Source organism: Microbacterium maritypicum (assembly GCF_041529975.1).
In the GTDB taxonomy this organism is placed as follows: domain Bacteria; phylum Actinomycetota; class Actinomycetes; order Actinomycetales; family Microbacteriaceae; genus Microbacterium.
The window spans coordinates 505,441-531,746 of record NZ_CP168030.1 but is presented as its reverse complement, the minus strand read 5'-3'; the positions used below and the strand labels follow the sequence as shown (position 1 = coordinate 531,746).

The window sequence follows — 26,306 nt, the reverse complement described above, 5'->3', positions numbered from 1 at the left end:
CATCGTGACTTCACCGCTGAACGACACCGACCGCCGCCTCGTCGACGCCGCCTCCGAACTCCTCGTCCGTACCCACGACGCCGACCTGCACCGCGTCGCGGCTGCCGCCCGCGGAGCGTCCGGACAGATCTATCTCGGCCTCAGCCTGCGCTCCCCGCGAGTGAGCGTCTGCGCCGAGAGCACGGCCCTCGCGAACGCCAGGATCGGCGGCGAGCAGGACATCGAGGCCATGGTCTCGGTGGGGCTGCGGGAAGACGGAACCACGGTCATCCTCAACCCCTGCGGCGTGTGCCGTGAGCTCGTGCCCGCCATCGCCCCGGGCATCCGCACACTCGCCGACGACGGCGGCCACCCGGTGTGGGTGACCGCCGCCGATCTGCTGCCGATGCCGTGGGTGCGCGCGCGCTCCTACGACTGAATCGCCGCGGGGCTCAGCGCCACGGAAGCGGGCGCCGCAGCACCTCGCCGATCCGCTCGAGCACGCCGTCGAAGTCCATGTCGAAGACGACACGATGGATCGGCCGCGTCTCGTCCTTCACCGGGTGCACCCCGGCGAGGTAGCGGTCGCCGGTCTCCTGGTCGAGGAAGGTCTCGAGCGGACGCATGACCGCACCGGTCACCAAGTCGGGGAACAGCAGGCTCGCGACCGCCATGCTGTCGTTGATGCCCATGACCCGGCGTCCTTCCGGCTGCGGGTACGAGCGCGAGTAGAAGCCGGCATAGTCCCGACTGATCGCGGTGATCAGCTGTGCGGGGGCGAAGCCGGTCGACGAGGCGATGTCGAGGAAGAAGTCCTCGGGCACGAGGGCCTGACGGGTGACGTACGGCCCGCACCAGGTGACGTCGCCCTCGTGGGCTGCCACGATGCGCGCCGCGTCGATGTCGAACGAGACGTTGGGGTCGCGCGAGACCCGGAACCGGCGATCCTCCCACGGCGCGGTGTCGTGGTAGAGCGCCGGCCCGAGCGTCCCCACGATGGTGGTCGAGCGGAGTCGCTGCAGTAGGTCGGGCCGCTTCTCGAGAGCGGCGGCGAGGTTGGTCTGCGGGCCGAGTGCGACGTAGTCGATCTCGCCCTCATGCCGATCGACCAGGTCGAGCACGACGTCGACGCCGACCGGCTCGGGATCCACGGACTGCTCCGGACGAAGCCCGGTGTTGCCGAAGCCGTCCTCGCCGTGGATGCCGGGGTTCATCCGCAGCTCCTGGATGAGCGGCACGTCCGCGCCGCGGTATACGGGCACATCCGTGCGTCCGCAGGTGTCCAGCACGTAGCGGGCGTTGTCGGCCGCGCGCTCGCCGGTGGTGTTGCCGAAGACGCTGACCACCGCCAGGATCTCGACCTCGGGATCGGCGGCCAGCAGCATCAGCGCCAGCGCGTCATCCACGCCGGTGTCGGTGTCGACGATGACTTTTCTCATGAATGCTCTCCAGGTAGGGGGTCAGGGACGCGACAGCCCGAACGCGGCGAACGCGTCCTGCGTCGACTTCTCGGTCAGGAGGGTGACGAAGCGCGCAGCGACATCCCCGGCTCCGGGGCGCGCGCCGATCGCGAACCGTCCATAGGACTGCAGTTCGTGCGGGATCGGTTCGACGATCTGCGGGCCGACGACCGAACGCAGCTCGCTGACCTGCTGGACCGCGACATCCGCCCGGCCGTCGAGCAGCGCTTCCACGGTGAGACCCGACTCGCAGCGAACGGCACGCTCGTCGATGCGCTCGAGAAGGTCCCGCTCGCGGAGCACCTTCATGAAGTGCACTCCACTCGCCCCGCTCAGCGTGTACGCGACCGCACGGGCGGCGAGCAGATAGTCGAGGAAGGCCGCCGCCGAATCGTCGGCCGGCACGGGCGCGCCCTCGAGCCGCGCGAAGCCCACGGACGAGACCGCGATCTCGGCGACCTGGGCCGGGTCCACCAGCCCCTGTTCCGCGAGGTCGGTCACCGACGACGAGACCCCGAGCACCAGGTCGGGGCGCTCCCCCGCGGCGATGCGCTCGAGGAGCACGGTCGTGGGCTCGAACGTCGCGTCGACGCGGACACCCGTGGCGCTCTCGAACGCCGGGATGATCTGCTCGACGAGGGGCTTCTTGACGACGAGGCCGCTGTACAGGGTGATCATGAGGGAGACCTTTCGGAGGGCGCCGCGAACGCGTGCAGCTGCGCAGGGGTGAGCGGGGCTGTGGCCAGGCCGCGGGTGACGAAGAACAGCTGCGCGGTGTGCTCGAGCTCTTCCAGGGCGTCGACCGCCGAATCCAGATCGACGCCGGCGACGACGGGTCCGTGGTTGCGCAGCAGCAGAGCGTGAGTGACACGCGCCGCCTCTTCCACGGCGCTGGTCGCGGCAGGGTCGCCCGGGGCGAAGTAGGGAAGCATCCGCAGCGCTCCCACGCGCATGCCGTAGTACGCGGTGAGGGGCGGGATCGGAGCATCCGGGTCGACGTCGGCCAGGCACGACACGGCGGCCGCGTAGACCGAATGGGTGTGCACGACCGCGTTCAGGTCGGGACGCACCCGCAGCATCGCGACGTGCAGGAACGCCTCCTTCGTCGGCTTCGGACCCTCGATGTGCGTGCCGTCGAGAGCGACCACCGACAGCTGGTCCGCCTCGATGTCGGCGAGGCTGACACCCGTCGGGGTGAGCAGGACGTGATCGCCGTCCCGCACCGCGAGGTTGCCGGTGCGGCCGTGGGTGAGACCGCGGCGATGGATGGAGTGCGCGACGCGTTCGATCGCGCGGCGGGCGGCGGTGCTCATGCGGCGACCCCCTGCCGAGCGACATCCACGAACAGCTCCTCGTCACCGAAGTTCCCGGACTTGAGGATCAGGTGCACGTCGCGCCGCTCGTCGTGGATCCACGGCGCCCCCGGCGCGACCTCCTCCCCCACGACGGCGACGGTGGTGCCGAGCGCGCGGATGACCTCACCCGATGTCTCGCCACCGGCGATGAGCAGCCGTTTCACCCCGCGATCCGACAGCTGGGCGGCGATGAGACCCGCCGTCCGCTCGTACAACTCGCCGGCATCCGGCACGTCGTCGCGACGCTCCGAGGCGGGACTGGAGGAGTAGAGGAGAGCGGCGGCATCGTCGGGCTGGCGGTCCCACCACTCCACGGCGCGTGCGGCGAGCTGCTCGGCGGTGTCGCCGGGTTCGGCCGCGATTCGGAAGGCGGGGCTTCCGGAGGAGACGAAGCGGTCGATCTGCTCGAGGGTGCGCCGGGAGCAGCTGCCCGCGATGATCGCGGTGCGCCCCGGAGGCGGCACGGGCGCTGCGGTGCCGCTCGCCGTCTCCCGCAGCGCGATCGCTCCGACGAGTCCGGCGGATCCGGCGACGAGCGCGTCGCCACCGACGGCCTCCGCGAGGGCGGCGAGGTCGGCATCGGTGACGGCATCCGCCACCACCTGGAGGTCGCCCTCCGCGCGGGCCCGGCGCAGTGCCTCGCGCACCGCCTCGGCGCCCTGCTGCACCACCTCGAGGGGCAGCGTCGCGACCGGCTCCGCGCTCTGCGCCGCGAGCAGCCGCAGCACCGACGAGTCGCGCATGGGCGTCACCGGGTGGTCGCGCATGTGGGTCTCCGCGAGCAGGGTGTCGCCGACGAAGAGGTGCCCGCGGTACACGGTGCGCCCGTGCAGCGGCGCGGCAGGAGTCGTCACGACCAGGTCGACACCGAGCTCGCGGGCGACCGCCTCGGTGACCGGTCCGATGTTCCCCTCGGCGGTGGAGTCGAAGGTCGAGCAGTACTTGACGTAGATGCGGTCGGCTCCGCGCTGTCGCAGCACCGCGAGCGCGGCGAGGCTCTGCGCGACGGCCTCTGCGGCGGGAAGGGAGCGCGTCTTCAGGCCGATGACGATGGCGTCGGCCGAGACCGCGGTGTCGTCGATGTCGATGCCGAGCGCGAGGAGGGTGCGCAGACCCGCACGCCGCAGCGCCGCGGCGACATCCGTGGCCCCGGTCACGTCGTCGGCGATGACGCCGATCATCGGGGCCCCTCCTGCAGCGCCGCGGTCAGCCGGCGCGCAGCAGCGGCGGGGCCGTCCAGCACGGTCACGCCGAAGCGGTCCGCAAGAGGCGCAGCGGCGGCGGCGAGCGAGTACTGGGCGAGCACGATCAGGTCGTAGGGCTCGTCAACACCGGCGATCGCGGTGGCGAGGGCGTCGATCAGGTCCGGCGCAGCCAGCGGCACAGCCGCCGCGGGGACCACGAGCGGGTGCACCTGCGCCGACGATCCGCTCGCGACGAAGGCTTCCGTCAGCCGTGCCGTGCTGTCGCTCGCGGACGACTCGAGCGACGCGACCAGCAGCACCCGCGCGGGGGCAGCCGCGACGGCCTCGGCGAAGAGCGGGCCGTCTGCAGACAGCACGGTGACGCCGTCGGCCTCGCGATCACGCCGGTCGGCGCGGATCCCGAACTGCGAGCAGGTGAGCAGCACGCCATCCGCTCCGCCCGCCAGAGCGAGCTCGATGAGGCTGTCCATGCGCGCGGCCAGCGGTGCGGTGATGCCCCCCTCGACGTGCGCGTCGGCGAGCAGACGATCGTCGAGCAGGTTCCACACGGTCGCCGTGGGAAGGGCAGCGGCGATGGCCGTCGCGGCCGGGGCGATCGCCAACGGGGTGGCGCTGATGAGCGCGATCTTCGGGTCGGTCATCGGATGATCCTCTCGATCCAGGAGAGTCCGTCACGGGTGCCCGCGACGGGGGCGTACTCGCAGCCGATCCACCCGGGATAGCCGCTCTGGGCGATCCGGGCGAGCACGCGCTCGTAGGCGATCTCGCCCGTGCCGGGTTCGCCGCGGCCGGGGTTGTCGGCGATCTGCACGTGCGCGACCACGGGACGCAGCTGCTCGAACCGTTCGATGAGGTTCCCGCGGTCGACCTGCGCGTGATAGACGTCGAACAGGACGCCGACGACCTCCGGGCCGATCTCCTGCGCGACCGCCGCCGCGGTCTCCATCGAGGCCAGGCCATAGCCGGGCTGATCGCGCTTGTTGATCGCCTCCAGCGCCAGGCGCACACCCGTCCCGCGCGCCTGCTCGGCGGCCCAGGAGATGTTCGATACGTACGTCGCGAACGCCGCGTCCGCGTCGGCATCCGCCGGCTTGATCCCTGCCATCGCGTGCACGACGCCGGCGCCCAGGACGTCCGCGTACTCCAGCGCGCGCAGCACGCCGTCGCGGAACTCCTGCTCCGCTCCGGGCACGTACGCCGCGCCCGAGGCGGTGGGCGATCCCGATGCGCCGGCGGGGGTGTTGATGAGGATCTGCGTCAGGCCCGCATCGTCCAGCAGGCGGCGCACCTCGGCCGGCGCGAGGTCGTACGGCGACGCGAACTCCACCGCCGTGAACCCGGCATCGGCCGCCGCGTCGAACCGCTCGACGAACGGCACCTCGGTGAACATCCACTTCAGGTTGGCCGCGAGGCGCACCGGCCCCGACGTGGTCTCGACGATCATGCGGACACCGCGTCGTAGTCGGGGTTGACCACGAATTCCGGAGCAGCGCCGCGGAGCGCGGCGATCACGTTGCGGGCCGCCATCCGGCCGGATTCGCCGCGTGCCTCGCGGGTCGCGCCGGCGACGTGCGTCGTGGCGAGGATACCGGGGGTGTGCAGGAGCGGACTCGATGCGCTCAGGGGCTCGTCCGCGAAGACGTCGAGCGCGGCGGCACCGATGCGCCCCTCTCGCACAGCCTCCACCAGCGCGTCCTCGTCGACGATCCCCCCGCGGGCGGTGTTGATGAGCACCGCATCGCTCTTCATCAGCGCCAACCGGGAGGCGTCGATGAGGTTCCGCGTGGATTCGTCGAGGAAGAGGTGCAGCGTCACGAAGTCGGCCTCGCGCAGCAGGTCGTCCAGATCGAGACGACGGATGCCGTGGGCCGCGGCGAAGTCCTCGTCGAAGTAGGGGTCGTACGCGACGATGTGCATTCCGAACCCCGCGGCGATCGTCGCGACAGCCTTGCCGATCGAGCCCAGCCCGAGGATCCCGAGGGTCGACCCCTGCAGCTCCCGCCCGGTGAGCTGCTGCCACGTGCCCGCGGCCAGGTTGCTCACGTTCTCGGGGATGCGGCGAGCGCAGGCCAGCGCCAGCGCGAAGACGTGCTCGGCCACGGCCTGCCGGTTGGCGCCGGGCGTGACGCAGACGGGCACCTGACGTGCGGTCGCGGCGTTCACGTCGACGCTGTCGTACCCGACGCCGGTGCGTACGACGATCTGCAGTGCGGGGGCGAGCGCGAACTCCTCCTCACCCAGCGGCCGCGTGCCGGCGATTATGGCGCGGGCTCCGGCAAGCGCGCCGGCCCGGTCGTCGGCATCCAGCAGGGCCAGTTCGGGTTCGTGCCGCGTCGTGAGGCCGGCCTCGCGCAGCATCCGATCGACCTCGTCGCCGGGCTCGAGGAATGCGGTGGTGATCAGCACGTCGTGGGAATCGGTCTTCGTCACCAGATCCCTCCTTCGTAGTCGGGGGCGGCGAATGCGCCGCCATGCAAGGTGGGTGCGGGGGCGCTGAAGTCCACCGCGTCGGTGTGGTCGGCCGCGTCGTCGCGGGGCACGTAGCCGATGGCCGCCCAGCCCGCGTCGCCGTTCCACCAGCGTTCGGTGTTGGCCGAGCAGCCGTAGACGACCTGGCAGCCCACGGGAGCGCTCTCGATCGCGCAGCGGAAGAGTTCGATGCCGTCGCGCCAGCTGAGCCAGAGGCCGAGCTGGCGCCTGTCCTCGGGCGCCGGGCGGAAGGTGCCGATGCGCACGAGCACCGACTCGACGCCCCACTTGTCGTGGTACAGGCTGGCGAGGGCTTCGCCGAACGCCTTCGACACCCCGTAGAAGGTGTCCGGGCGCAGCGGCGCGCTCTCGTCCAGGACCTCGCTCGCGGGGTGGAAGCCGACGACGTGGTTCGAGCTGGCGTAGACGACGCGACGCACACCTGCTCGCCGCGCGGCTTCGTAGACGTGGTAGGTCCCGTCGATGTTGACCGTGCGGATGCTGTCATACGGGGCCTCATCGGCGATGCCGCCGAGGTGCACGATGACGTCGACGCCTTCCGCAGCCGCGGTGAGGGCATCGAGGTCGCCGAGGTCGCCGATCACGACCTGCTCCCCGGGGAACAGCGGCTCGTCGGCGTCGGAGCGCGCGAACAGCACGACGCGGTCGTAGCGGGAGGCGAGTCCTTCGCGGATCACCCGGCCCATCCGTCCGGTCCCGCCGGTGTACAGCACTGTCGTCATCGTCATCCTCTCCTTCGACACCGGCGCTCAGCCGATGCTGCGGTCCTCTTCGCCCGTCGAGGCGTCGGAGAAGAACCCGATCTCCGCCCGCTGCGGGCGCCGACGACGGGCGGTGCGTCCGTCCCAGTGCAGCTCCACATCGTGTCCGGGAACGAGCGCGGCCCCAGTGTCGGTCAGCAGCGAGCGCATCGCGTCGATCGTCGCGGCACTGGCCTCGGCGTCCAGCGTGGAATCGACCCGCCCCGAGGCGAGCTCGTACACGTTCTTCACCGCGTCGCCCGCGAACACGCGCTTCTCCTCCGCACGGTCGAGGTAGAACGCGAGGTGGTGCGGGGTGTGCCCGGCGCTGTCGATCGCGTGGATGCCCGGAAGCACCTCCTGCCCTGCGGCCATGCGCTCGACACGGTCGGCGCGACGGAGGAGCTCCTGCACGTGCAGGTCGGGGATGAACGGCGTACCGGCGGGCTGTTCCGCCGCCCAGCGCAGCTCCTTCTCACCGACCCAGGTGGTCGCGTGGGCGAACATGGGGAAGTTCGAGACGTGATCCCAGTGCATGTGGGTCAGCAGCACGTCGGTCACATCGTCCGTCGTCAATCCGAGGCGCTCGAGGCCCGCGTGGATGAGGGGGATGTACGCGGGCTGGCCGGCGTCGATGAGCACCCGGCGCACGCCGTCGTCGAGGAGCCACAGACTGCTCCAGCCGAAGGCCCCGTGCGAGCTCGATTTCCCGGGGAAGCCCTCCACGAGTGGACGCGCGACGTAGCCCGACGATCCCGCTGATCCGGTCGTCGGCGTCGACATGGGTCCCTCGTTCTGCGCCATCACAAAAAATAGTATAGCGCAGGAAAGGGGGAACTGACAGGCCGATCAGCCCTCGAGAAGCCTCTCGGTCGCTCCCACGATGTGGTGGCGCATCGCCTCGGCCGCGCCGTCCGCGTCGCCGGCCTTGATCGCCTCGTAGACCGCATCGTGTTCCGGCGCCGCACTGACGGCCCCCGTACGTCCGAACTTCGAGAACAGTCGGAACCGCTGGATCTGTCCACCGAGTGCGGCGTACGACAGCTCGAGGAAGGCGTTGCCGGACTGTGCCGCGATCATCATGTGGAAGCGGGCGTCGCTGCGCCAGTAGAGGTCGAAGCCCTCGGTCTCGGTGTCCGCGACCTCGGCCGAGCGGCGGAAGTCCTCGACCGCCTCACGCAGCCCCTCCAGGAACTCAGGCGTCGTGCGCAGAGCGGCCTCGTACGCGAGACGGGGCTCCAGCAGAACGCGGGCCTCCCCCAACTGCTCGACCTCTTCGCGCGTCATGACCGGGGCCACCTGGTAGCCGCGCAACGCCTCGCGCTGGACGAGCCCGGTGTGCTCCAGGCGCGCGAGCGCCTCACGCAGGGGGGTCTGGCTGACGTCCAGTTCGCGCGACAGGGCGCCGATGTTCAGGCTCTGCCCCGCCGCCCGCTCTCCCGACATGAACTGATGCAGCAGCACCTCGTACATTCGGTCGGCGATGGGCTGCTTCGTCGATCGCCCGGCCACATCTTCTCCCCTCGAAGTCCTTCCGTCGAAGACTACCGGTCGACTCCACGGCGCCTGCACGGACGCGCGGCCGCCGCGGCGACCGACCCCCTCCCGCATGAGGTTGCATCCGAACTTCGCACGGAGAGGTTGACACAATCGAGATATATCGTGTTACGCTGGCCGCACACGATATATCGTGACCCTACACACAGGAGAAGCACATGACCGAGAAGTGGCTCATCGCCCCGGGCGAGGAACGCGTCATCGACATCGAGTCCGTCACCCGCCTCAAGGTGGGCCTCGTCGGCGGACAGGTGGACATCATCGCCCACGACGAACCGGGCATCCGCATCGAGGTGCACGGCGTCACCACCAAGGACCTCCGCATCGAGTCCCACGACGGCGAGGTCGAGATCGACCACCCGCAGCTGGGCTGGGACAACTTCCTCGAGGTGTTCCGCAACTTCGGCTCCGGCGGCCCCCGTGCCGAGGTGAGTGTCGCGGTCCCCCGCGCGATCGCCCTGAACCTCGGCGTCGTCAGCGCCGGCGCCCTCGTCTCGGGCCTCCGCAACGACGCCCGCCTCAACACCGTCTCCGGCGACATCATCGTCGACACCCTGATCGGCGACCTCACCGTCAACTCGGTCTCGGGCGACGTGCAGGTGCGCGGCCTCACCGGCTCGATCAACGCGAACAGCGTCTCGGGCGACGTGGCTGTCACGGGCGCCATCCGCAAGGCGACCGTCGACATCGTCTCCGGGTCGACGCTCGTGGATGCCGCGGGAGATGTGAACACCATCAACATCAACTCCGTCTCGGGCGGCACCACCGTGCGCCTCGACGAGTCGCTGGCTGCGAACTACGTCGTCCGCACACTGAGCGGTCGACTGCTGATCGACGGCGTCGAGCGCAGCTCGACCGGTCCCAGCAACTACAACGGCACGAAGGGCGAGCTCTCGGGACGCTTCGTCGACCTGCGGGCGAACTCCGTCTCGGGCGGCGTCACCGTCCTCCGCCGCACGCCGGCCTCGATCACGGAAGACGAGGAGTGGGAAGCATGAGCCCCGCCGTCTTCTCCCACGGCGACCTGCGCCTGTACCTGCTGTCGCTCCTCGCCGAGGCACCACAGCACGGCTATGGCATCATCCAGTCGCTGACCGACCGCACCGGCGGCACCTACACGCCGAGCGCCGGCACCATCTATCCCCGCCTCGCGAAGCTCGAGGAAGAGGGACTGGTCACGAAGACCGTCGACGGCCGCACCACGATCTACGCGATCACCGAGGCCGGTCGAGCCGAGCTCGCGTCGCGCGAGGGCGACCTGGCCGGCATCGAGGCAGGACTCACCGATTCGGTGCGGCTGATCGCGAGCGAGGTGCGACAGAGCGTCCAGGACGCGATGAAGAGCCTCCGTGCCGATCTCGCCGCCGCTGAGAAGGGCGAGCGCACAGCGGCCAAGAGCCGCCCCCGCACGGCGAGCGACGACTCCCGGCTCGTCAGCCGCGAAGAGATGCACCGGGCGGATGCCGTCATCAATGCCTTCCGCGCACGGGTCCGCACCGACCTGCGCACGCACCTCGCGAAGGGTGGCACGCTGTCTCCGTCGGTCGTCACCGAGCTGGAGGATGCCCTCGACAACGCGGCCCGCGGAGTCACGGTCTCGCTGAGCAGCTCCGGATCCTGAACATGCAGAGGGCCCCGTCGGCGAACAGCCGACGGGGCCCTCTGCTGTGCCGCGTCCTCTAGGACTCCGGCCAGATCTCCTTCTGCTCGTCCGGCACCGACTCGCCGAGCGGGACGACCAGGATGGAGCGGTGCTGCCGGTGCGCGAGCCGCGCCGCGACCGAGCCCGTGAAGAACTCGCGGATCGACTCGCCGATACCGCGCTTGCGGGTGCCGACGACGATGAGCTGCGCATCGAGCTTGTTGGCGAGCTGCTTGATCGCCAACGCCGGGTCACCGACGAGCTGACGCGCCGTCCACGTGACATCCGTCCCCGCCAGCAGCTTCGCGGCAGCGGCCTCGACCGCTTCGAACTCCGCGGCGCCCGCGTCGAAGTTGATGTCGATCGGTGCCGAGTGCACGTAGCCGTCCGGGTCCTCATAGGTGACGAATCGAGTGACGTCCACGTGCGCCACGACCAGCGGCACACCGAACAGTCGCGCATACCGAACCGCTTCGCGGATCACATGCGGGTCCTGGTCCAGCTGCATGCCGACGATGACGGCTTTCTGCAGCGCCGCGTTCTGTGCGGCCTCATCGGACGGAGTGGAGGTGTTGTCGGTCATGAAGATCGTTCCCTTCACCAGTCTGGCCTCGGCCAGAGCGTCTTTCCCGCGTGCTATTCTGAATGCTACTCTTACCGGCTTCTCGCCGGTGTCGTGAATGCCTCGGGCCTCACCGCCCGCAGCTTAACTCGTGAGGGGGTCTCGCGCATGGGCCGTGGCCGTCAGAAGGCGAAACACACCAAGATCGCCCGCGAACTCAAGGCGTACAGTCCGTCGGTGAACTACTCCGCGCTCGAGCGCGAGCTGGCTCACCCGACCGACGAAGACGCCTACGTCGACAAGTGGGCCGATGAGTATGAAGACGAAGACGAGGACGAGCTAGAGAAGGCCTGACCGCCCGATCTACTCCGAAACACCCGCACCACGTGCGGGTGTTTCGTCGTGTCCGGGCGCGATACGGGCGCAGACGTCACCTAGCGATCATTGTCTTTGAAGACCCCTTGGCGTACGAAGCGCCAAGGGGTCTTCTTGAAGCCCGAGGACTCAGAGTTCGGTGGCCGCGACGATCGCGATTGTCGATACGACTCCCGTCGCGAGGATCAGCGCGATTCCGATGGCTACCATCCACCAACTCTCACGCCCCTTGTGCCAGCTCCACAGGATCGCCACGAGCGATGCGATGAACGCGGCGACACTCACCCAGATCTGCGTGTGCCACGCCGCTTCCGCGAGTGCGAAATTGCAAGCAGAGCCACAACCCGCGATACGGAACGTCTGCATGAACACCCAGTACCCGACGCCAGCGGAGACAACGGCCTGCAACAGAAGAACGGCGACGCCGCGCGCACGGGCGTTTGGGTTCCGATAGCTAATCTCGGCCACGGCGGACATCTTAGTTGAAGTCCGAAATCATGTAGCGAATCCAGTTCGCGGCGATCGTCGTGGTCGTCTTTCCATAGGAGTTGTGGATCGCGAAATTGCCGTCGCCAGGGTTGTTCTGACAGAAGAAGTCCCCCGTGGCGCAGTACGAGCGGATCTTTGGCACCCAGGTTGGGTTCGGGTTGGTGCTTCCCTGCGTCCATCCCCACACTCGGTATGTTCCCAGATCAGCCGCGACCAGCGTGTTCCTCTGCAGGGCCCCATAGCCCCCCCGGCGAATAGGGTGCGTTCCAGGCGTCCGTAGGCCAGTACTGCGGATCGCCATAGAAGACCACGGCGGAGATCATCTTTTGTGCTTGCGCGGTGAGAGTGGGGCCTTGCGGCCACTGTCCATTGCCGAGAGCATCTGAAATGACGTTAGCCCCCTGCGAGTGCCCGGCGATGATCACGGCTGGTCCGCACCCTCCACAGAGCGTCGACAGGTAGTTGAGTTCATTGATGAGAGCAGTCGACCCACTCGCAACGCTCTGCAAGTAGTCGGGGGCCGTCGCCGGATAGTTCAGCGCCTCGAAGTACGTCGGGTATGCCTCAGTACTGACCTTGCTTGCCAATGGGGCGATCTGATCACCCATGCCACCGGAGGTCCAGACCCGCCCGCCGTGCGTTGGCCCCGATCCTCCTTGCGCTCCAGTACCCCTAACACCGATGAACACGGCGAACTCACAGGGGTCGCTAGACGGGGCAGCCGAGGCCGGCGCACCCCCTGCCAACGTCGCGAAAGCGACCGCGGCTGCGCCCACCAGTGCTGCTGCTCGCGCTCCTATTCGTCTTCTCTGGTCGGGCCGAACATGGTTTCGAACGATCTTCATGGCTTTCTCCTTCCGGCGCTTCAGTGCACCTAAGGCAACGAAACCGGCGATTCAAGACCGCTCCCAGAGCGAAAGCGCCCTTGCCAGACCGCGAGTAGCATGCTACCTGATACACTCCTACATTTGAAACATCAATTGGAAGAACTGGAAGGAGAGAACTATGAAGTCACCGCCCCCGAGGATGCTGCCCTCGCTGTGAGCCTCGGTCGGTGGTTGCGCTCGCTCCGTACAGCAAGGGGCCTCTCCCAAGAACACGTGGCACACGAGGCCGGAATCGACGTAACTGCCTACGGACGAATCGAACGAGCGGTGTGCGGCGCGCGTTGGGCAAACCCTCGGCTTCAGACGACGCGCAAGCTGCTAAAAGCCCTCGGCGTAGGGGCCGAGGAAATGAGCGCGTTTCTCGACAGTTCCTCGCTCACGAAGTTCGTCGTCACCGAATGCGGATCCTGCGGCGTTGTCGACTCCGGCGGGGAAGGCGCCACCCGGGTGACGCTCAGCGGTCGGCCGTTGTCTGTTGCGCCGGTATCTCCGTCACGAGAGACATCATCGGCCACGGCGTCGGAGTCAAATAGCGGGCGCTTCTCCTCACTGGGAAAGACTGGCAGCGTAGTCGAAAGCGACGCAAGGTCGGCCCCGTGAGCTTCGCACCCGCACTCACCAGCGTCCGTGCCGACGCTCCCACTCGTCCTCGACCGTGCGGCGCCGCCCGGCGACGATGCCCGCGGGAACCGAGACGATGAGCACACCGGCGATGACGAGCAGCGGGATCTGCCAACCGGCGGTCGTCTCGTGGAGCAGCCCGACCAGCAACGGGAAGGTCGCGGCGATCGCGTAGCCGATGCTCTGCACGAACCCGCTCAGCGCGACGGCGCTCTCCGACGTGCGGGCCCGGATGCTCAGCAGCACAAGGCTCAGCGGGAACATGATGGCCGTGAGGCCGAAGACGCTCACCCACAGCGGCAGCGCGACCGTCGGGACCAGCAGGAGCCCGGTGAGCCCCACCAGACCGCCGATGACAGCGACGAAGAAGAGCGGGCGTGTGGCCTGGAAGCGGACCACGAGGATCGGCACCAGCAGCGAGCAGGGCAGGCCGATCAGCGCGAACAGGGACAGCAGGAACCCGGCGGTCGCCGGGGTTACCCCGCCGATGTCGACCAACATGGTCGGCATCCAGGCGAACGAGACATAGGCCATGGTCGACGAGGCGCCGAAGACGACCGCGAGCGCCCAGGCGAGCGGCAGTCGCCACAGGCGAGCGAAGTGACGCCGGTTCGCCGGCTGGGAGGAGATCGGTCCGGTCGCGGTCGCCACCGCATCCTGGAAGTCGTCGACTCCGTCGGTGGGGTCGGGGACGAGAAGCTCGGTCTTCACCGGCTCGTCCCGGCGCGACCCGTTCTTGAGCAGCAGAGCGACCCACGGCACGAGCGCGATCCCTGCGACGATGCCCCACATACCCAGCGACACCCGCCAGCCGAGGGTGTCGGCAACCGGAACAGCCGCCAGCGGGGGCAGGAACGTCGACACCGCCAACGTGGTCGAGTAGATCGTCATCACGATCCCGAGCCGGTCCGGGAAGTACTTCTTCACCAGCGGCGGCAGCAGCACATTGCCCGAACCCACGCCCGCGAACACGACCACCGTCGCTGCGAGCAGGCTCGTCGAATCCACCGCGAATCCTCGCAGCAGCATGCCCAGCGCCATCAGCATGATCGCGGCGACCGCCATCCGCTCCAGACCGAATCGCCGCTCGAGCAGCGGGGTCAGCAGCCCGAAGAGCGCGAAGCACACGGGTGGGGCGGCGCCGATCAGGCCGACGACCGCCGTCGGCACCGGGAAGTCCGCGGCGACATGATCGATCACCGGCGACAGGGAGGCGACCGCCGACCGCAGCGAGAACGCCACGAGGACGATCCCCACCAGAGCGAGAGCCCGACCGTGCCACAACGGTCGCGCACTCGGCATCGTCATGAGGTCTGTGACCCCTCCACCCACGCGAGGTATTCGTCCGAGACCGTGCCCGTCACATAGCGGCCGTCGAAGCAACTCATGTCGAGGTCGGTGAGGACGGAGCCCTCGATGATCGCGGCCTTGAGGTCTTCGACCTCCTGGTAGACGAGGTGATCGCAGCCGAGCTCGGTGGCGATCTCGGGGATCGTGCGCCCGTGGGCGATGAGCTCGTGACGCGAGGGCATGTTGATGCCGTAGACATGCGGATGCCGCACCGGCGGAGCCGCGGATGCGAAGGTGACCGAGGCGGCACCGGCATCCCGCGCCATCTGGATGATCTCCTTGGAGGTCGTCCCGCGCACGATCGAGTCGTCGATCAGCAGCACGTTCTTGCCCTGGAACTCGGTCGACATGGCGTTGAGCTTCTGGCGCACGCTCTTCTTGCGCACCGCCTGCCCCGGCATGATGAAGGTGCGACCGACGTAGCGGTTCTTGTAGAAGCCCTCGCGGTACTCGATGCCGAGCTTGCGTGCGACCTCCATCGCGGCGGGCCGCGAGGAGTCGGGGATCGGCATGACGACGTCGATCTTGTCCATCGGCACGTGCTTGGCGATCGTGTCGGCGAGGCGGTCGCCCATGCGCAGACGCGACTCGTACACCGAGATGCCGTTCATGACCGAGTCGGGACGCGCGAGGTAGACGTACTCGAAGGCGCAGGGCGCGAGCGTCGCGGCCGTGGCGCACTGCTGGGAGAACAGCTCGCCGTCGTTGGTGATGAAGACGGCCTCGCCGGGCTCGACCTCGCGGACGACCTCGTAGTCGCCGTTCTCGAGCACGAGCGACTCGCTGGCGACGACCCACTCGTCCTTGCCCTCCGCACCGGGGACCGTCGAGGGACGACGCCCCAGGATCAGCGGACGGATGCCGAACGGGTCACGGAAGGCGAGCAGCCCGTATCCGGCGATCACGGCGATCACGGCGTAGGCGCCTTCGATGCGCTCGTGCGTGCGGGCGACGGCCTCGAACACCCGCTCGGCGTCGAGGTCGACCGTCGACGTCGTGTTCTGCAGCTCGCCGGCGAGCACGTTGAGCAACAGCTCGGTGTCGCTCGACGAGTTGAGGTGACGGCGGTCGCGCTTGGCCATGTCGGCCGTGAGCTCACGCGTGTTCGTGAGGTTGCCGTTGTGGATGAGGATGATGCCGTACGGCGCGTTCACGTAGAACGGCTGCATCTCCTCTTCGTTCGATGCCGTGCCCTTGGTCGCGTAGCGCACGTGGCCGAGGCCGACGTTGCCGAGCAGCGCCCGCATGTCACGGGTGCGGAACGCCTCGCGGACCATGCCCTGCGCCTTGGCGTTGTGCATCACGCCGTTCGCCTCGGCGGTGGCGATGCCCGTCGCATCCTGGCCGCGGTGCTGCAGCAGCAGGAGTGCGTCGTAGATGTCCTGATTGACCGGGGCAGAGCCCACCATTCCGACGATGCCGCACATGGGCTCTTACTTCGCTCCGTCCGCGTAGGCGCCGACCAGGCGCACTGCTCCACCGTCGACGCCCTTGGCGCCCTGCTCGAATTCGCCGGCCGGACGCGGGCCGAAGCCGACGGTCCCGACCTGCCACGAGGGCATGCCCTCGGCGTTCAGCGCCGCGATCGCGGCATCCTTCTTGTCTGCGGCCACCACGGCGAGGAAGCCGATGCCGAGGTTCCAGGTGCCCTCCGCGGACTCGAGCGTGGAGCCGGCGATGTCGCTGAGCACCCGGAAGACGGGGCTCGGCGACCAGCTGCTGCGGTCGACCTCGGCCCAGCTGCCCTGCGGGAGCACGCGCGCGAGGTTCGCCGCGATGCCGCCGCCGGTGACGTGACTGAGCGAGTGCACACCGCCACCGAGCTGCTCGATGAGACGCAGCAGGGGAAGAGTGTAGAGGCGGGTCGGCTCGAGGAGGGCCTCCCCCCAGGTGGTGCCGAAGTCGGCGGCGTTGTCGCCGTAGCCGATGCCGGCACGCGTGACGATGTGGCGGACGAGCGAGTAGCCGTTGGAGTGCAGTCCGCTGGAGGCGACCGCGATCACGGCGTCACCGTCCTGCACGCGATCCGCGCCGAGGATGGCATCAGCCTCGACCACGCCGGTGGCCGCACCCGCGACGTCGTAGTCGCGCGGGCCGAGCAGTCCGGGGTGCTCCGCGGTCTCGCCGCCGACCAGCGCGGTGCCGGTGGCCGAGCACGCTTCGGCGATGCCGCGCACGATGTCGGCGATGCGCTCGGGAACGACCTTGCCGCAGGCGATGTAGTCGGTCATGAAGAGCGGCTTCGCGCCCACCACGACGATGTCGTCGACCACCATGCCGACCAGGTCTTGGCCGATCGTGTCGTGCTTGTCGATCGCCTGCGCGATCGCGACCTTCGTGCCGACGCCGTCGGTGCTGGTCGCGAGCAGCGGGCGACGGAAGTCGCGCAGCGCGCTGGCGTCGAACAGGCCGGCGAACCCGCCGACACCGCCGAGCACTTCGGGGCCGTGCGTCGCGCGCACGGAAGACTTCATCAGCTCGACGGCGAGATCACCTGCAGCGGTGTCGACGCCGGCTTCGGAATAGGGATTGGTGGGGGAGGCAGCCACGCCCCCAGCCTACCGCCCACAGGCGGTCCGACTCTCCGCGAGAGACGACCTCGGATCCGGACGCTCTCCCCGCCTACGATGGGGCCATGGCCGACAAGCCGCAGTGGCTCATCCGCGAAGACGCGAGCGTTCCGGTGCTCGTCGCGCTCGCGCTGCGCCAACAGCTCGGGATCCGGGCGCCGGAGGACCTTCCCGCCCTCCGCGATCTCGCCGTGCGCGCGCCGGACGCGGCCGATGCCTCGCCCGCGGTGGAGGAGCAGTGGCGGAGCTACTGGGACATGACGGTCGAACCGCGCGCACATCCCTCGGACGTGCCGCTCGAACTCATCGACGGGTTCGACACCCTCGTGGCTCTGCCCGCCACCGGCGCGGAGGAGCTCGCCACGGCCATCGCCCCGCAGGCGACATCCGCTCTCCTCTACGCGCACGCCGCGCACGACCGGTACGTGAGCTCGATGAAGAGCCACACCGGGGGCGACGCCTACCGCGCCTATGCGAGCGCGATCGCGGAGTTCGAGCGCGAGGTCGGCCGTCGCGCGCACTCGTTCGAGCTGAACGTGCAGGTGCTGCCGCTGTCGCAGCGCGGCATCTGGTGGATCGGAGACCTCACGGTCGCGGTGACCGACGGTCTGCGCCGCGACGTGGTGGCCTTCGACACCGCCATCCGCCCCGTGATCGCCGAGCTGGCGTAGCTCTCAGTCCTCGACGACGGTCTCGCGGTCGACCTGCACGACGCGGTCGTGCCGACGGGCGATGCGCTCCATCACGAGGCCCGTGACGCCACCCAGAGCGATGCCGATCGGCACGGTCCACAGCAGCAGGAAGCCGAAGACCTGACCCGGCGGGTAGACGATGTCGAGGGCCTGCGACTCATCGAAGCTGCCCGTCCAGGTGAGGATGCCGGCGGCGATGATGCCGAGCACGACGCCGATGCCCATGAGCACGCCGTACCGCGGCACACGGCGCACGGTCGCTTCGACGGTCTGGTGGGAGTCGGTGGGGGCCATACCTCCATTGTCCCACCGTCGGCGGATGGCGGGAACCGGGGTTCAGCGGGCGTCGCGCCGGTCCCGGCCCTGCGAGGCGAGCATTTGTCGGGAGGAAGTACGGATGCCGGAGCGATCAGGCCGATTGCTCCCTGCATCCGTACTTCCTCCCGACATCCGTACCGGGGCTCTCGACTCAGACCTCGGTCGTCGTCTCGGCCGTCTCGTCCTTGCGGTTGCGCCGGGCGATCAGCACACCGCCGGTCGCCGCGAGCGCCACGACCACCAGGCCGCCGACGATCCACGGCCACACCGGGGCGCCGTCTTCGCCTGCGGGCTCGGTCACGGCGGTGACGGCGGTGGTGGCTTCGGAGTCGACCTCGGCCTCTTCCTCCACCGCGACGCCGCACTCGGCGTCGACCGGGATGACCGCCGTCACCGGGTCGAGCGCCTCGCCGGCGGCGTAGGTGCCGAACGCGGCAGCCCCCGCCTCGGTGAGTGTCGTCGGGATGGCGTCGAACGAGAGCTTCCCGTCGACGACCGCGGCATCACCGAGGGCGAACTCCGCGAGGCGGACGGCCTTCTGGTCGACACTCTCGCCACCCTGCGTGGTGCCGCTCACGTCGAAGACGAGGTAGCCCTTGTCTCCGGCGAGTTCGAGCCGCGCGTTCGCGAGCGTCGTGTTCAGCGCACCGTCGTGGCCCGTGAACGTGATGCTGCCGCCATAGGTGACGACTCCGGTGAGGGTCTCGTCATCGAAGGATCCGGCGCCGTTCTCCCACACGTAATCCGGGTACCGGTACTCGACGTCGGTCAGCGTCCAGCCGCCCTTCGCGATGCCCTCGATGTACGTGCGGAACGACTCCTTGTAGCCCCACTGCAGCGAGGCCCCGTCGACAGTGCACGCGCCGATCACGGTCTTCGCACGGGTGAGCGTGAACGCCAGCCCGCGGTCGACCGAGCCCTGCAGGGTGAGCGTGTGCGCACCGTCTTCGAGGCTGGCGGGCAGCGTGCCCGACCAGGTCGCGAGGCCCGCGGCATCCGCGGTCACCGTGTCGAGAAGCACGGGGGTCGAATACACGACCACCTTGATGCCCTCTTCGTTCGGCTGGAAACCGGATGCGGTGATGGTGGCCGACTGCCCGGACTCGAGCGCAGCGAGGTTCTCCGCGTCGACGTCGATGCCGTCCGATGCCGGCGGTGCCACGGGCAGGGTCGTCTTCGCCTTCACGGCGGCCGCAGCCACGGTGCCCGTGTTCCCGGCAGGCGCCGCCGCGACGGAGCCGATCGTGAACGTGACCGGGTTCAGCTCGGTCGAGTAGCCCGACAGCACCCGATCACGACCGGCCGCGGTCAGCGACGCCGGGGCCGCGGTGTAGGTGACGGCACCGTTCGCCGAGACGCGCGCGGCCCGCGAGAGGTCGAGCGTCGCGAACGGCACCTGGGCACCGCCACTCGTCACGAAGAGCGTCGCCGCTCCCGCCGAGGTGATGCGGATCTGCGGGTTCGACACGGTCACGTCGAGCACCCCGTGGTGTCCCGTGAAGCGCACCGATCCCCGGTAGACGACGCTGCCGAGCCCGGTCTTCACGTCGAAGTCTCCCCCGACGGTCTGCCCGAACTGGAACTGGCTGCCCGAGCGCGTCGCGCCGTCGGAGACCGAGATCGTCCCCTGTGCGATGCCGCCCGTGACGTACTTGGCGAAGTCCGAGGAGATCGCCCACCGGAGCGAACCACCGGGCACGCTGGCCGGCGGAGTCGTCGGCGTCGTCGGAGGCTTCGGGTCGGTGGGCTTCTCGCCGAACAGCGTGCGCCACTGGGCGTCCGTGATCGTCACATCGCCACGCACGTAGATCGTGTCGGCGGTCGGCATCGTGTGCTGCTTCCACACGATCACCTCGTACGACTTCGTGCGGTCGAGGTTCTTCGCCGCCGTCGTGAGATCGGCCGCGAACGCGCCGAACGTGATCTTCGTCACGTACTGCATCGCGAGGAATCCGCCGCCCGCCGTCACATCCGCCTCGGTGCCCTTCTCGATCAGCGCGGCGTACGCGCCGGAGATGTCGCCCAGCTTCGAGGCCGCGGCCCTGACGGTCAGACCGTCCTTCGCCGTCGCCGTCTTCACGGTCGCGCCGAGGGCGGGGCCCTCCGGGAAGATCGCGTTCCACTGCTCATCACTGACCGGCGCGGTGGCACGGGCGTAGATGGTGTCGGCGCCCGGCATCGTGTGCTGCTTCCAGACGATGACCTCGTAGGACTTCGTGCGGTCGAGCGTGTCGGCCGCAGCCGTCAGGTCGACGCTGAACGCGCCGCCGGTGATCGAGCGCACGTACTGCATCGCGAGGAATCCGCCGCCGGCCGTCACATCCGCCTCGGTGCCCTTCTCGATCAGCGCGACATATGCACCCGTGATGTCACCGAGCTTCGAGGCCGCCGCCGTGACGGTCAGGCCGTCCTTCGCCGTCGCCGCCTTCACCGTGGCGGTGAGGCCCGCAGTGTCGCCGTAGTTGAGCGCGACGCTCTGCTCCTGGTCGGCGTTGACCACGCCACCCGCTGCGTACGTGTAGATGCCGTACGCACCCGGGGTCGCTGCCGCGTCCTTCAGAGTCAGGGTCGCCTCGAACGTGCCGTCATCCGCGATGTCGACCCACTGTGCGCGGATCGCCCCCTGATACTGCGAAGGAACCTGGTTCAGCACACCCTCGGAGAGCGCCCAGACCTGCGCTCCGACCGAGCGCGTCGACGACGCTGCACCGGTGGACGGCTGCCACGCGGAAGCGAAGTTGCCGAACACCACGTAGGTACCCTGCGGCAGGTCCTTCGGAATCGGGACCCCGCGACCGCCGACATTGGCCGCCGGGTCGTAGCCGGAGCCCTTCACCACGACCTTGTCGCCCGCCTTGAGAGCAGCGGTGCCGGCCGGCGTGGTGCCATCGGCCAGGAACACCTCGATGGACGGAGTCAGCGGCGCGGGCTGCAGGCTCTCCCACTGGTCGTCGGTGATGGTGATCGCCGAACGAGCGTAGATCGTGCTCGCGTCGGGGTTCGAGTGCTGCTTCCAGACGATGACCTCGTAGGACTTCGTGCGGTCCAGCGTGTCGGCGGCCGCCGTCAGGTCTACGGTGAACGCGCCACCGGTGATCGAGCGCACGTACTGCATCGCGAGGAACCCGCCGCTGCCGGTCACGTCCGCCTCGGTGCCCGTCTCGATCACCGCGGCGTACGCACCGGTGATCGCGCCCAGCTTCGAAGCGGATGCGGTGACGGTCAGCCCGTCCTTCGCGGTCGCGGTCTTCACCGCCGCGGAGGCGAGAGCGGTCTCGGAGTAGGTCAGGGCGATGCTCTGCTCCTGGTCGGCGTTGGACACTCCGCCGGCGCCGTAGGTGTAGACGCCATAGGAGCCCGGGGTCGCTGCCGCGTCCTTCAGAGTGAGGGTCGTCTGGAACGTGCCGTCATCCGCGATGTCGACCCACTGTGAGCGGATCGCACCCTGATACTGCTGCGGCACCTGGTTCAGCACGCCCTCGGAGAGCGCCCAGACCTGTGCTCCGACCGAGCGGGTCGACGACGCCGCGCCGGTGGACGGCTGCCACGCCGAGGCGAAGTTGCCGAACACGACGTACGTGCCCTGCGGCAGGTCCTTCGGGATCGGAACCCCGCGCCCGCCGACGTTCGCCGCCGGGTCGTAACCCGAGCCCTTCACGACGACCTTGTCGCCGGCCTTGAGGACCGTGCCGGTCGCCGGGGTCGCGCCGTCGGCGAGGAACACCTCGATCGCCGGGGAGAACGGTGTCTCACCCGGATCGGTACCCGGATCGGTACCGGGATCGGTGCCCGGGTCAGTCCCGGGATCGGTGCCCGGATCGGTACCGGGATCGGTGCCCGGGTCAGTACCGGGATCGGTTCCCGGGTCGGTTCCGGGGTCCGTCCCCGGATCGGTACCGGGATCGGTGGGCACGGGACCGAACACGGCGTCCCACTGCCCCGCGGAGATCGCGACGTCGCCGCGGCCGTAGATCGTCGTCTCGTTCGGGTTCGAGTGCTTCTGCCACACGAGCACCTCGTAGGACTTCGTCCGATCGAGCGAGCCGGCCTGCGCATCGAGCGTGAACGTGCTCGTCCCTCCGGCGACGGTCGGCATCACGAACGCCGCGTATCCGCCACCGCCGCTGAGGCCGGATTCCGTGCCCTTGACGATGAGGGCCGCGTAGGCGCCTTCGACCTCGGGCAGGCCGCTCGCCTGCACGTGCACGCTCACGCCGGAGGGGGCCGCGGAGGCGACCGTCGCCGTGACCGCGGCACCGGCGGCATGCGCGGGCGGAACGATCACCGCACCGGCGGCGACGAGGAGGAAGGACACGAAAGCAGCGAGCAGCACGCGTATGCGGGTGCTCGCTGAGGATGCTGTGGCTGTGGCGTTCACGGTTCTCCACGGCTCCGGGCACGCAGAAGAGCGCGCGCCGGCGGTGCCGCAATGCAGTCGGGACGAAGGGTCGAATGTTGGTTAGGCTTGGCTAAGCAAGCCGGCGTTCCTGAGCGTAGAGGTGTGAATCAGCGCGCGTCAAGTTTTAGGATAGCCTTGCCTAATGCGTCGCGTCTTTGCCGTCTTCCTCGTCGCCGCTCTCGCCATGGGTCTCACCGCGTGCGCCGAGCCCGGAGCGACCGCCGCACCACCCGCCACCGCCGAAGACACCTGCCCGCAGGCATCCGTCCCGCTCTCCTCGCTCGACGTGATCGACGACGTGCGCGGACATGAGGGCCCTTCCACCGCGTGCCTCTCCAGCCGCGCGATCGAGGCCGTCGACGACGACACCGCGCCGAAGCTCCCGGTCACGGTGACCGACAGCGAAGGCCGCGAGATCGAGATCACCGACGTCGACCGCATCCTCCCGATCGACATCTCGGGCACGATCGCGTCGACCGTCTTCGCCCTCGGACTCGGCGATCAGGTCGTCGGCCGCGACGCATCCACCGTCTTCGCCGGCACGGAAGACCTCCCGGTCGTCACGAAGACCGGACACACACTGAACGCCGAGGCGATCCTCGAGCTCGCGCCGACCGTCGTCCTCACCGACACCACGATCGGTCCCAAGGAGGTCCGTCAGCAGCTACGCGACGCGGGCATCGCGGTCGTGGTGATCTCCAGCGATCGGCGACTCGACACCACCGACGAGCTGGTCACCGAGATCGCCACGGCTCTCGGGGTGCCCAGCCGGGGAGAGGCGCTCATCGCGCGGCTCGACGCCTCGGTCGACGAGACGCTCGCCGAGATCGCCGAGGTCGTGCCCGCCGACGAGGCCGATCGCGCCCGCATGCTCTTTCTCTACGTGCGCGGCAGCGCGAACGTGTACTACATCTTCGGCGAGGATTCCGGCGCCGACTCCCTCATCGACGCGGTCGGCGGGGTCGATGTCGCGGCCGAGATCGGCTGGGAGGGCATGAAGCCGATGACCGCGGAGGCCCTGGTCGCCGCGCAGCCCGACGTGCTCGTGATGATGACCGATGGACTCGAGTCGGTCGGGGGCATCGACGGCTTGATCGAGCGGATCCCGGCCGTCGCCGAGACACCGGCCGGAGCGCACCGTCGGGTGATCGACATGGCCGACAGCGAGATCCTCAGCTTCGGCCCGCGCACCGCCGATGTGATCGGCGCCCTGGCCCGCGCCCTGTACGCCCCCGAGCCCGCGAAGTGACCGGCGAGGTCGTCACCCCGACGCCGACCAGGCACCGGAGACTCCGGTTCGCCCTGGTGACGGTCGGCCTGGTCGTCGCACTCGCGATCACCGGCGTCGTCTCGATCACGAGCGGGCAGTACGACCTGTCCCCCACCGCGCTGGTCGGCGTGCTGCTGCGCGGCGTCGGGATCGACACCGCCTGGGCGCCCGCGGCATCCTCCGACTACGGCGTGATCTTCAACCTGCGGATGCCGCGCATCGTGCTCGGGCTCCTCGTCGGCGCCGCACTGGCCGTCTCGGGCGTGCTCATGCAGGCGATCTTCGGCAACCCGCTCGCGGATGCCGGCGTCGTCGGCGTCTCGTCGGGTGCGGCGCTCGGAGCGGCGGCGAGCATCACGTTCGGACTCGCGACCTTCGGGATGTGGACCACGCCCGCCTTCGCGTTCCTCGGCGGACTGATCGCGGTGTTCTCGGTGTACTTCATCAGTCGCTCCGGAGGCCGCACCGAGGTCGTGACGCTGCTGCTCACCGGCATCGCGATCAACGCCATCGCGGGCGCCGGCATGGCCTTCTTCACCTTCCTCGGCACCACGTCGACCCGCGAACAGATCGTGTTCTGGCAGCTGGGTTCGCTGAACGGCGCCCTGTGGTCGAACATCCAGCTGGTGGCCCCACTCGTGCTTATCGGCGTGGTCGTCGCACTGATCGTGGCACCCAGCCTCGATCTCTTCGCCCTCGGCGAGCGCACCGCGCGTCACCTCGGTGTCAACGTCGAACTGCTGCGGATCGTGGTCATCGTGACGGTCGCCCTGCTGGTGTGCGCGGCCGTCGCCTTCGCCGGGATCATCGGCTTCGCCGGGCTCGTCGTACCGCACCTGATGCGCATGCTGATCGGCCCCGCCCACCTGCCGCTCGTGATCGCCTCGGCGCTCGGCGGCGCACTGCTCATCGCCGTCGCCGACCTCGTCGCTCGCACCGCCGTGCCGCTCGCCGACCTGCCGATCGGCATGATCACCTCGCTCGTGGGCGGCCCGTTCTTCCTGTGGCTGCTCGTGCGCACGCGCCGCCGTTCGGGAGGCTGGGCATGACCGCGCGGCTCCGCGGCTCGGGGCTCACGGTGCGTGTCGGCGAGGGGCGGACGATCCTCGACGATGCCTCCATCGAGATCCACAGCGGCGAGACCCATGCGCTCGTCGGCCCTAACGGCGCGGGCAAGTCCACCCTCTTCGGGGTGCTCGCCGGCGATGTGACCGCGCAGGCGGGAACGGTCGAGATCGACGATCAGCCGATCGCACAGGTCAAGCCGCGCCTCCTCGCCCGGGAGCGCGCCGTGCTGCTGCAGGAGAACGCGGTCACCTTCCCCTTCAGCGCCGAGCAGGTGGTGCGCATGGGTCGGACGCCGTGGGCGCGCACGCCGGCGGCGGACGATGACGACGAGCTGGTGGCGGCGGCCATGGCGCAGACCGAGGTGACGGCGCTCAAGGCCCGCGCGGTGCCCTCGCTCTCCGGCGGCGAGCGCGCCCGCGTCGCGCTCGCCCGCGTGATCGCCCAGAGCACCGGCATCCTGCTGCTCGACGAGCCGACCGCCGCGCTCGACCTCAAGCACCACGAAGACGTCATGCGGCTGATCCGTGGACGGGCGGATGCCGGCATCGCCGTGGCGATCGTGCTGCACGACCTCAATGCCGCACTCGCCCACGCCGACCGCGTCACGCTGCTCTCCGACGGCCGGGTCGCGGCAACGGGCACGGCCGCCGAGGTGCTGACGGCCGCGCGGATCGAGCAGGTCTACGGCCAGGCGGTCGACGTGTTCCCGCATCCGACCACGGGGGTGCCTTTGGTGGTCGCTCGGCGCTGAGTCGCGTCCCGGCCACGCGCGCCGGACTACTCCTCGTCGCGCAGGGAGCGGATCATGCCCCGGAGGATCTTCCGCGCGCCCGCCTGCTCGGCCTCGGTCATGCCCGACAGCATCCGGACCTCGACCGAACGGACGGCGGCGGTCGCCTTCGCGAGACTCTGCCGGCCACGGTCGGTGAGGCGGGCGGGGAGGGCCTTCCCGACCGGCGGCTCGGCGGGCCTGGTCACGAAGCCGTCCCGCTCGAGGGCCTGGAGCAGCACGTTCATCGACTGGCGGGTGACGAACGCGCCGCGCGCGAGCTCGGAGTTCGAGAGGCCGGGGCGCTGGGAGAGCAGCTCGAGGCAGGAATAGTGCGTGATGGTCATGCCGAGCGGGCGCAGTACCTCCTCCATCGAGGCGCGGAGAGCGCTGGACGCCTCCTTCAGCAGGTAGCCCAGCGACGTGTCGAGCTCGATGCCGGCGCGATCTTGACTCATGTCAGTAGTCTGACATACGCTTGCTCATGTCAGAAAACTGACACGAAACG

General features: G+C 69.3%; 29 protein-coding genes. 9 read left to right on the top strand and 20 right to left on the bottom strand.

The annotated features are described in order from the left end of the window. The first annotated feature begins 4 nt into the window (after positions 1-4). Positions 5-418, top strand: coding sequence for a cytidine deaminase (locus ACCO44_RS02605; RefSeq protein ID WP_051662532.1), 414 nt, complete (start codon positions 5-7; stop codon positions 416-418). 13 nt (positions 419-431) lie between these two features. On the opposite strand, the gene ACCO44_RS02600 is transcribed toward ACCO44_RS02605, so the two are convergent. The 10 genes from ACCO44_RS02600 to ACCO44_RS02555 are packed head-to-tail and all read right to left on the bottom strand — an operon-like array spanning position 432 to position 8,741. Continuing rightward, positions 432-1,418 (bottom strand): nucleoside hydrolase, encoded by a 987-nt coding sequence (locus ACCO44_RS02600; protein ID WP_372468206.1) that lies wholly within the window; start codon positions 1,416-1,418, stop codon positions 432-434. 21 nt (positions 1,419-1,439) lie between these two features. Then, complete coding sequence (locus ACCO44_RS02595; protein ID WP_372468205.1) at positions 1,440-2,117, bottom strand: substrate-binding domain-containing protein; 678 nt, start codon at positions 2,115-2,117, stop codon at positions 1,440-1,442. After that, positions 2,114-2,752 (bottom strand): class II aldolase/adducin family protein, encoded by a 639-nt coding sequence (locus tag ACCO44_RS02590; protein ID WP_372468203.1) that lies wholly within the window; start codon positions 2,750-2,752, stop codon positions 2,114-2,116. Before ACCO44_RS02590 ends, ACCO44_RS02595 begins: the two co-directional genes overlap by 4 nt. After that, positions 2,749-3,975 carry a 3-oxo-tetronate kinase gene (otnK, locus tag ACCO44_RS02585; protein ID WP_372468202.1) on the bottom strand — a complete coding sequence of 409 codons (1,227 nt, stop codon included), beginning with the start codon at positions 3,973-3,975 and terminating at the stop codon, positions 2,749-2,751. Before otnK ends, ACCO44_RS02590 begins: the two co-directional genes overlap by 4 nt. Next, a complete protein-coding gene (locus tag ACCO44_RS02580; protein ID WP_372468200.1) occupies positions 3,972-4,640 on the bottom strand; it encodes a hypothetical protein in 669 nt (222 codons plus the stop codon). Before ACCO44_RS02580 ends, otnK begins: the two co-directional genes overlap by 4 nt. Further along, a complete protein-coding gene (locus ACCO44_RS02575) occupies positions 4,637-5,443 on the bottom strand; it encodes a hydroxypyruvate isomerase family protein (protein WP_372468198.1) in 807 nt (268 codons plus the stop codon). The genes ACCO44_RS02580 and ACCO44_RS02575 overlap by 4 nt, the downstream gene beginning before the upstream one ends. Further along, positions 5,440-6,429, bottom strand: coding sequence for a phosphoglycerate dehydrogenase (locus ACCO44_RS02570; RefSeq protein ID WP_372468196.1), 990 nt, complete (start codon positions 6,427-6,429; stop codon positions 5,440-5,442). Before ACCO44_RS02570 ends, ACCO44_RS02575 begins: the two co-directional genes overlap by 4 nt. Further along, on the bottom strand, positions 6,426-7,211 hold the full coding sequence (locus ACCO44_RS02565) for an NAD(P)-dependent oxidoreductase (RefSeq protein ID WP_029263710.1): 786 nt from the start codon (positions 7,209-7,211) through the stop codon (positions 6,426-6,428). Before ACCO44_RS02565 ends, ACCO44_RS02570 begins: the two co-directional genes overlap by 4 nt. 27 nt (positions 7,212-7,238) lie before the next feature. Further along, the gene (locus tag ACCO44_RS02560) at positions 7,239-8,033 is read right to left on the bottom strand and encodes an MBL fold metallo-hydrolase (protein WP_372468194.1); all 795 of its coding nucleotides are present in this window, start codon (positions 8,031-8,033) and stop codon (positions 7,239-7,241) included. Positions 8,034-8,078: 45 nt separating this feature from the next. Next, on the bottom strand, positions 8,079-8,741 hold the full coding sequence (locus tag ACCO44_RS02555; protein WP_029273917.1) for a GntR family transcriptional regulator: 663 nt from the start codon (positions 8,739-8,741) through the stop codon (positions 8,079-8,081). A 203-nt stretch (positions 8,742-8,944) separates the two neighbouring features. Between ACCO44_RS02555 and ACCO44_RS02550 the strand changes: the two genes are divergently transcribed. Continuing rightward, on the top strand, positions 8,945-9,784 hold the full coding sequence (locus ACCO44_RS02550; protein WP_372468191.1) for a DUF4097 domain-containing protein: 840 nt from the start codon (positions 8,945-8,947) through the stop codon (positions 9,782-9,784). Further along, a complete protein-coding gene (locus ACCO44_RS02545; RefSeq protein ID WP_372468189.1) occupies positions 9,781-10,407 on the top strand; it encodes a PadR family transcriptional regulator in 627 nt (208 codons plus the stop codon). The genes ACCO44_RS02550 and ACCO44_RS02545 overlap by 4 nt, the downstream gene beginning before the upstream one ends. Positions 10,408-10,465: 58 nt before the next feature. On the opposite strand, the gene ACCO44_RS02540 is transcribed toward ACCO44_RS02545, so the two are convergent. Beyond that, the gene (locus tag ACCO44_RS02540) at positions 10,466-11,011 is read right to left on the bottom strand and encodes a universal stress protein (protein WP_029263715.1); all 546 of its coding nucleotides are present in this window, start codon (positions 11,009-11,011) and stop codon (positions 10,466-10,468) included. 147 nt (positions 11,012-11,158) lie between these two features. Here ACCO44_RS02540 and ACCO44_RS02535 point away from each other — a divergent pair, with 147 nt between their 5' ends. After that, on the top strand, positions 11,159-11,344 hold the full coding sequence (locus ACCO44_RS02535) for a DUF3073 domain-containing protein (RefSeq protein ID WP_029263716.1): 186 nt from the start codon (positions 11,159-11,161) through the stop codon (positions 11,342-11,344). Between the two features lie 150 nt (positions 11,345-11,494). Here the strand turns inward: ACCO44_RS02535 and ACCO44_RS02530 are convergent, their stop codons facing one another. The 3 genes from ACCO44_RS02530 to ACCO44_RS02520 all read right to left on the bottom strand — a co-directional run bounded on the left by ACCO44_RS02530 (position 11,495) and on the right by ACCO44_RS02520 (position 12,462). Then, positions 11,495-11,833 carry a hypothetical protein gene (locus ACCO44_RS02530; protein WP_372468186.1) on the bottom strand — a complete coding sequence of 113 codons (339 nt, stop codon included), beginning with the start codon at positions 11,831-11,833 and terminating at the stop codon, positions 11,495-11,497. A 10-nt stretch (positions 11,834-11,843) separates the two neighbouring features. Further along, positions 11,844-11,996 carry a hypothetical protein gene (locus ACCO44_RS02525; RefSeq protein WP_372468183.1) on the bottom strand — a complete coding sequence of 51 codons (153 nt, stop codon included), beginning with the start codon at positions 11,994-11,996 and terminating at the stop codon, positions 11,844-11,846. A gap of 61 nt (positions 11,997-12,057) precedes the next feature. After that, complete coding sequence (locus tag ACCO44_RS02520; protein WP_372468181.1) at positions 12,058-12,462, bottom strand: cutinase family protein; 405 nt, start codon at positions 12,460-12,462, stop codon at positions 12,058-12,060. A 336-nt stretch (positions 12,463-12,798) separates the two neighbouring features. Here ACCO44_RS02520 and ACCO44_RS02515 point away from each other — a divergent pair, with 336 nt between their 5' ends. Next, positions 12,799-13,341, top strand: a complete 543-nt coding sequence (locus tag ACCO44_RS02515; protein WP_372468179.1) for a helix-turn-helix transcriptional regulator — start codon at positions 12,799-12,801, stop codon at positions 13,339-13,341. A gap of 15 nt (positions 13,342-13,356) precedes the next feature. Here the strand turns inward: ACCO44_RS02515 and ACCO44_RS02510 are convergent, their stop codons facing one another. Genes ACCO44_RS02510 through purM form a run of 3 tightly spaced genes read right to left on the bottom strand, consistent with a single transcriptional unit; the run spans position 13,357 to position 17,261 of the window. Next, positions 13,357-14,670, bottom strand: a complete 1,314-nt coding sequence (locus ACCO44_RS02510; RefSeq protein ID WP_372468176.1) for a CynX/NimT family MFS transporter — start codon at positions 14,668-14,670, stop codon at positions 13,357-13,359. Continuing rightward, positions 14,667-16,139 (bottom strand): amidophosphoribosyltransferase, encoded by a 1,473-nt coding sequence (gene purF, locus ACCO44_RS02505; protein ID WP_029263719.1) that lies wholly within the window; start codon positions 16,137-16,139, stop codon positions 14,667-14,669. Before purF ends, ACCO44_RS02510 begins: the two co-directional genes overlap by 4 nt. A gap of 6 nt (positions 16,140-16,145) precedes the next feature. Beyond that, on the bottom strand, positions 16,146-17,261 hold the full coding sequence (gene purM, locus ACCO44_RS02500; protein ID WP_029263720.1) for a phosphoribosylformylglycinamidine cyclo-ligase: 1,116 nt from the start codon (positions 17,259-17,261) through the stop codon (positions 16,146-16,148). An 86-nt stretch (positions 17,262-17,347) separates the two neighbouring features. Here purM and ACCO44_RS02495 point away from each other — a divergent pair, with 86 nt between their 5' ends. Continuing rightward, positions 17,348-17,953, top strand: a complete 606-nt coding sequence (locus tag ACCO44_RS02495; RefSeq protein ID WP_372468173.1) for a zinc-binding alcohol dehydrogenase — start codon at positions 17,348-17,350, stop codon at positions 17,951-17,953. 3 nt (positions 17,954-17,956) lie between these two features. Here ACCO44_RS02495 and ACCO44_RS02490 read toward each other — a convergent pair whose 3' ends face one another. Then, a complete protein-coding gene (locus ACCO44_RS02490) occupies positions 17,957-18,268 on the bottom strand; it encodes a hypothetical protein (RefSeq protein ID WP_029263722.1) in 312 nt (103 codons plus the stop codon). A 175-nt stretch (positions 18,269-18,443) separates the two neighbouring features. Then, entirely contained in the window at positions 18,444-22,670 is a 4,227-nt protein-coding gene (locus tag ACCO44_RS02485) for an HtaA domain-containing protein (protein WP_372468170.1), read from the bottom strand. A 163-nt stretch (positions 22,671-22,833) separates the two neighbouring features. On the opposite strand from ACCO44_RS02485, the gene ACCO44_RS02480 reads away from it, so the two are divergent. Genes ACCO44_RS02480 through ACCO44_RS02470 form a run of 3 tightly spaced genes read left to right on the top strand, consistent with a single transcriptional unit; the run spans position 22,834 to position 25,780 of the window. Continuing rightward, positions 22,834-23,940, top strand: a complete 1,107-nt coding sequence (locus tag ACCO44_RS02480; protein WP_372468168.1) for a hemin ABC transporter substrate-binding protein — start codon at positions 22,834-22,836, stop codon at positions 23,938-23,940. Continuing rightward, positions 23,937-25,010 (top strand): FecCD family ABC transporter permease, encoded by a 1,074-nt coding sequence (locus ACCO44_RS02475; RefSeq protein WP_372468166.1) that lies wholly within the window; start codon positions 23,937-23,939, stop codon positions 25,008-25,010. Before ACCO44_RS02480 ends, ACCO44_RS02475 begins: the two co-directional genes overlap by 4 nt. Continuing rightward, positions 25,007-25,780: a heme ABC transporter ATP-binding protein gene (locus ACCO44_RS02470; protein ID WP_372468165.1), complete on the top strand. Its 774-nt coding sequence runs from the start codon at positions 25,007-25,009 to the stop codon at positions 25,778-25,780. Before ACCO44_RS02475 ends, ACCO44_RS02470 begins: the two co-directional genes overlap by 4 nt. Positions 25,781-25,806: 26 nt before the next feature. Here the strand turns inward: ACCO44_RS02470 and ACCO44_RS02465 are convergent, their stop codons facing one another. After that, entirely contained in the window at positions 25,807-26,256 is a 450-nt protein-coding gene (locus tag ACCO44_RS02465) for a MarR family winged helix-turn-helix transcriptional regulator (protein ID WP_262002812.1), read from the bottom strand. Positions 26,257-26,306: the final 50 nt, after the last annotated feature.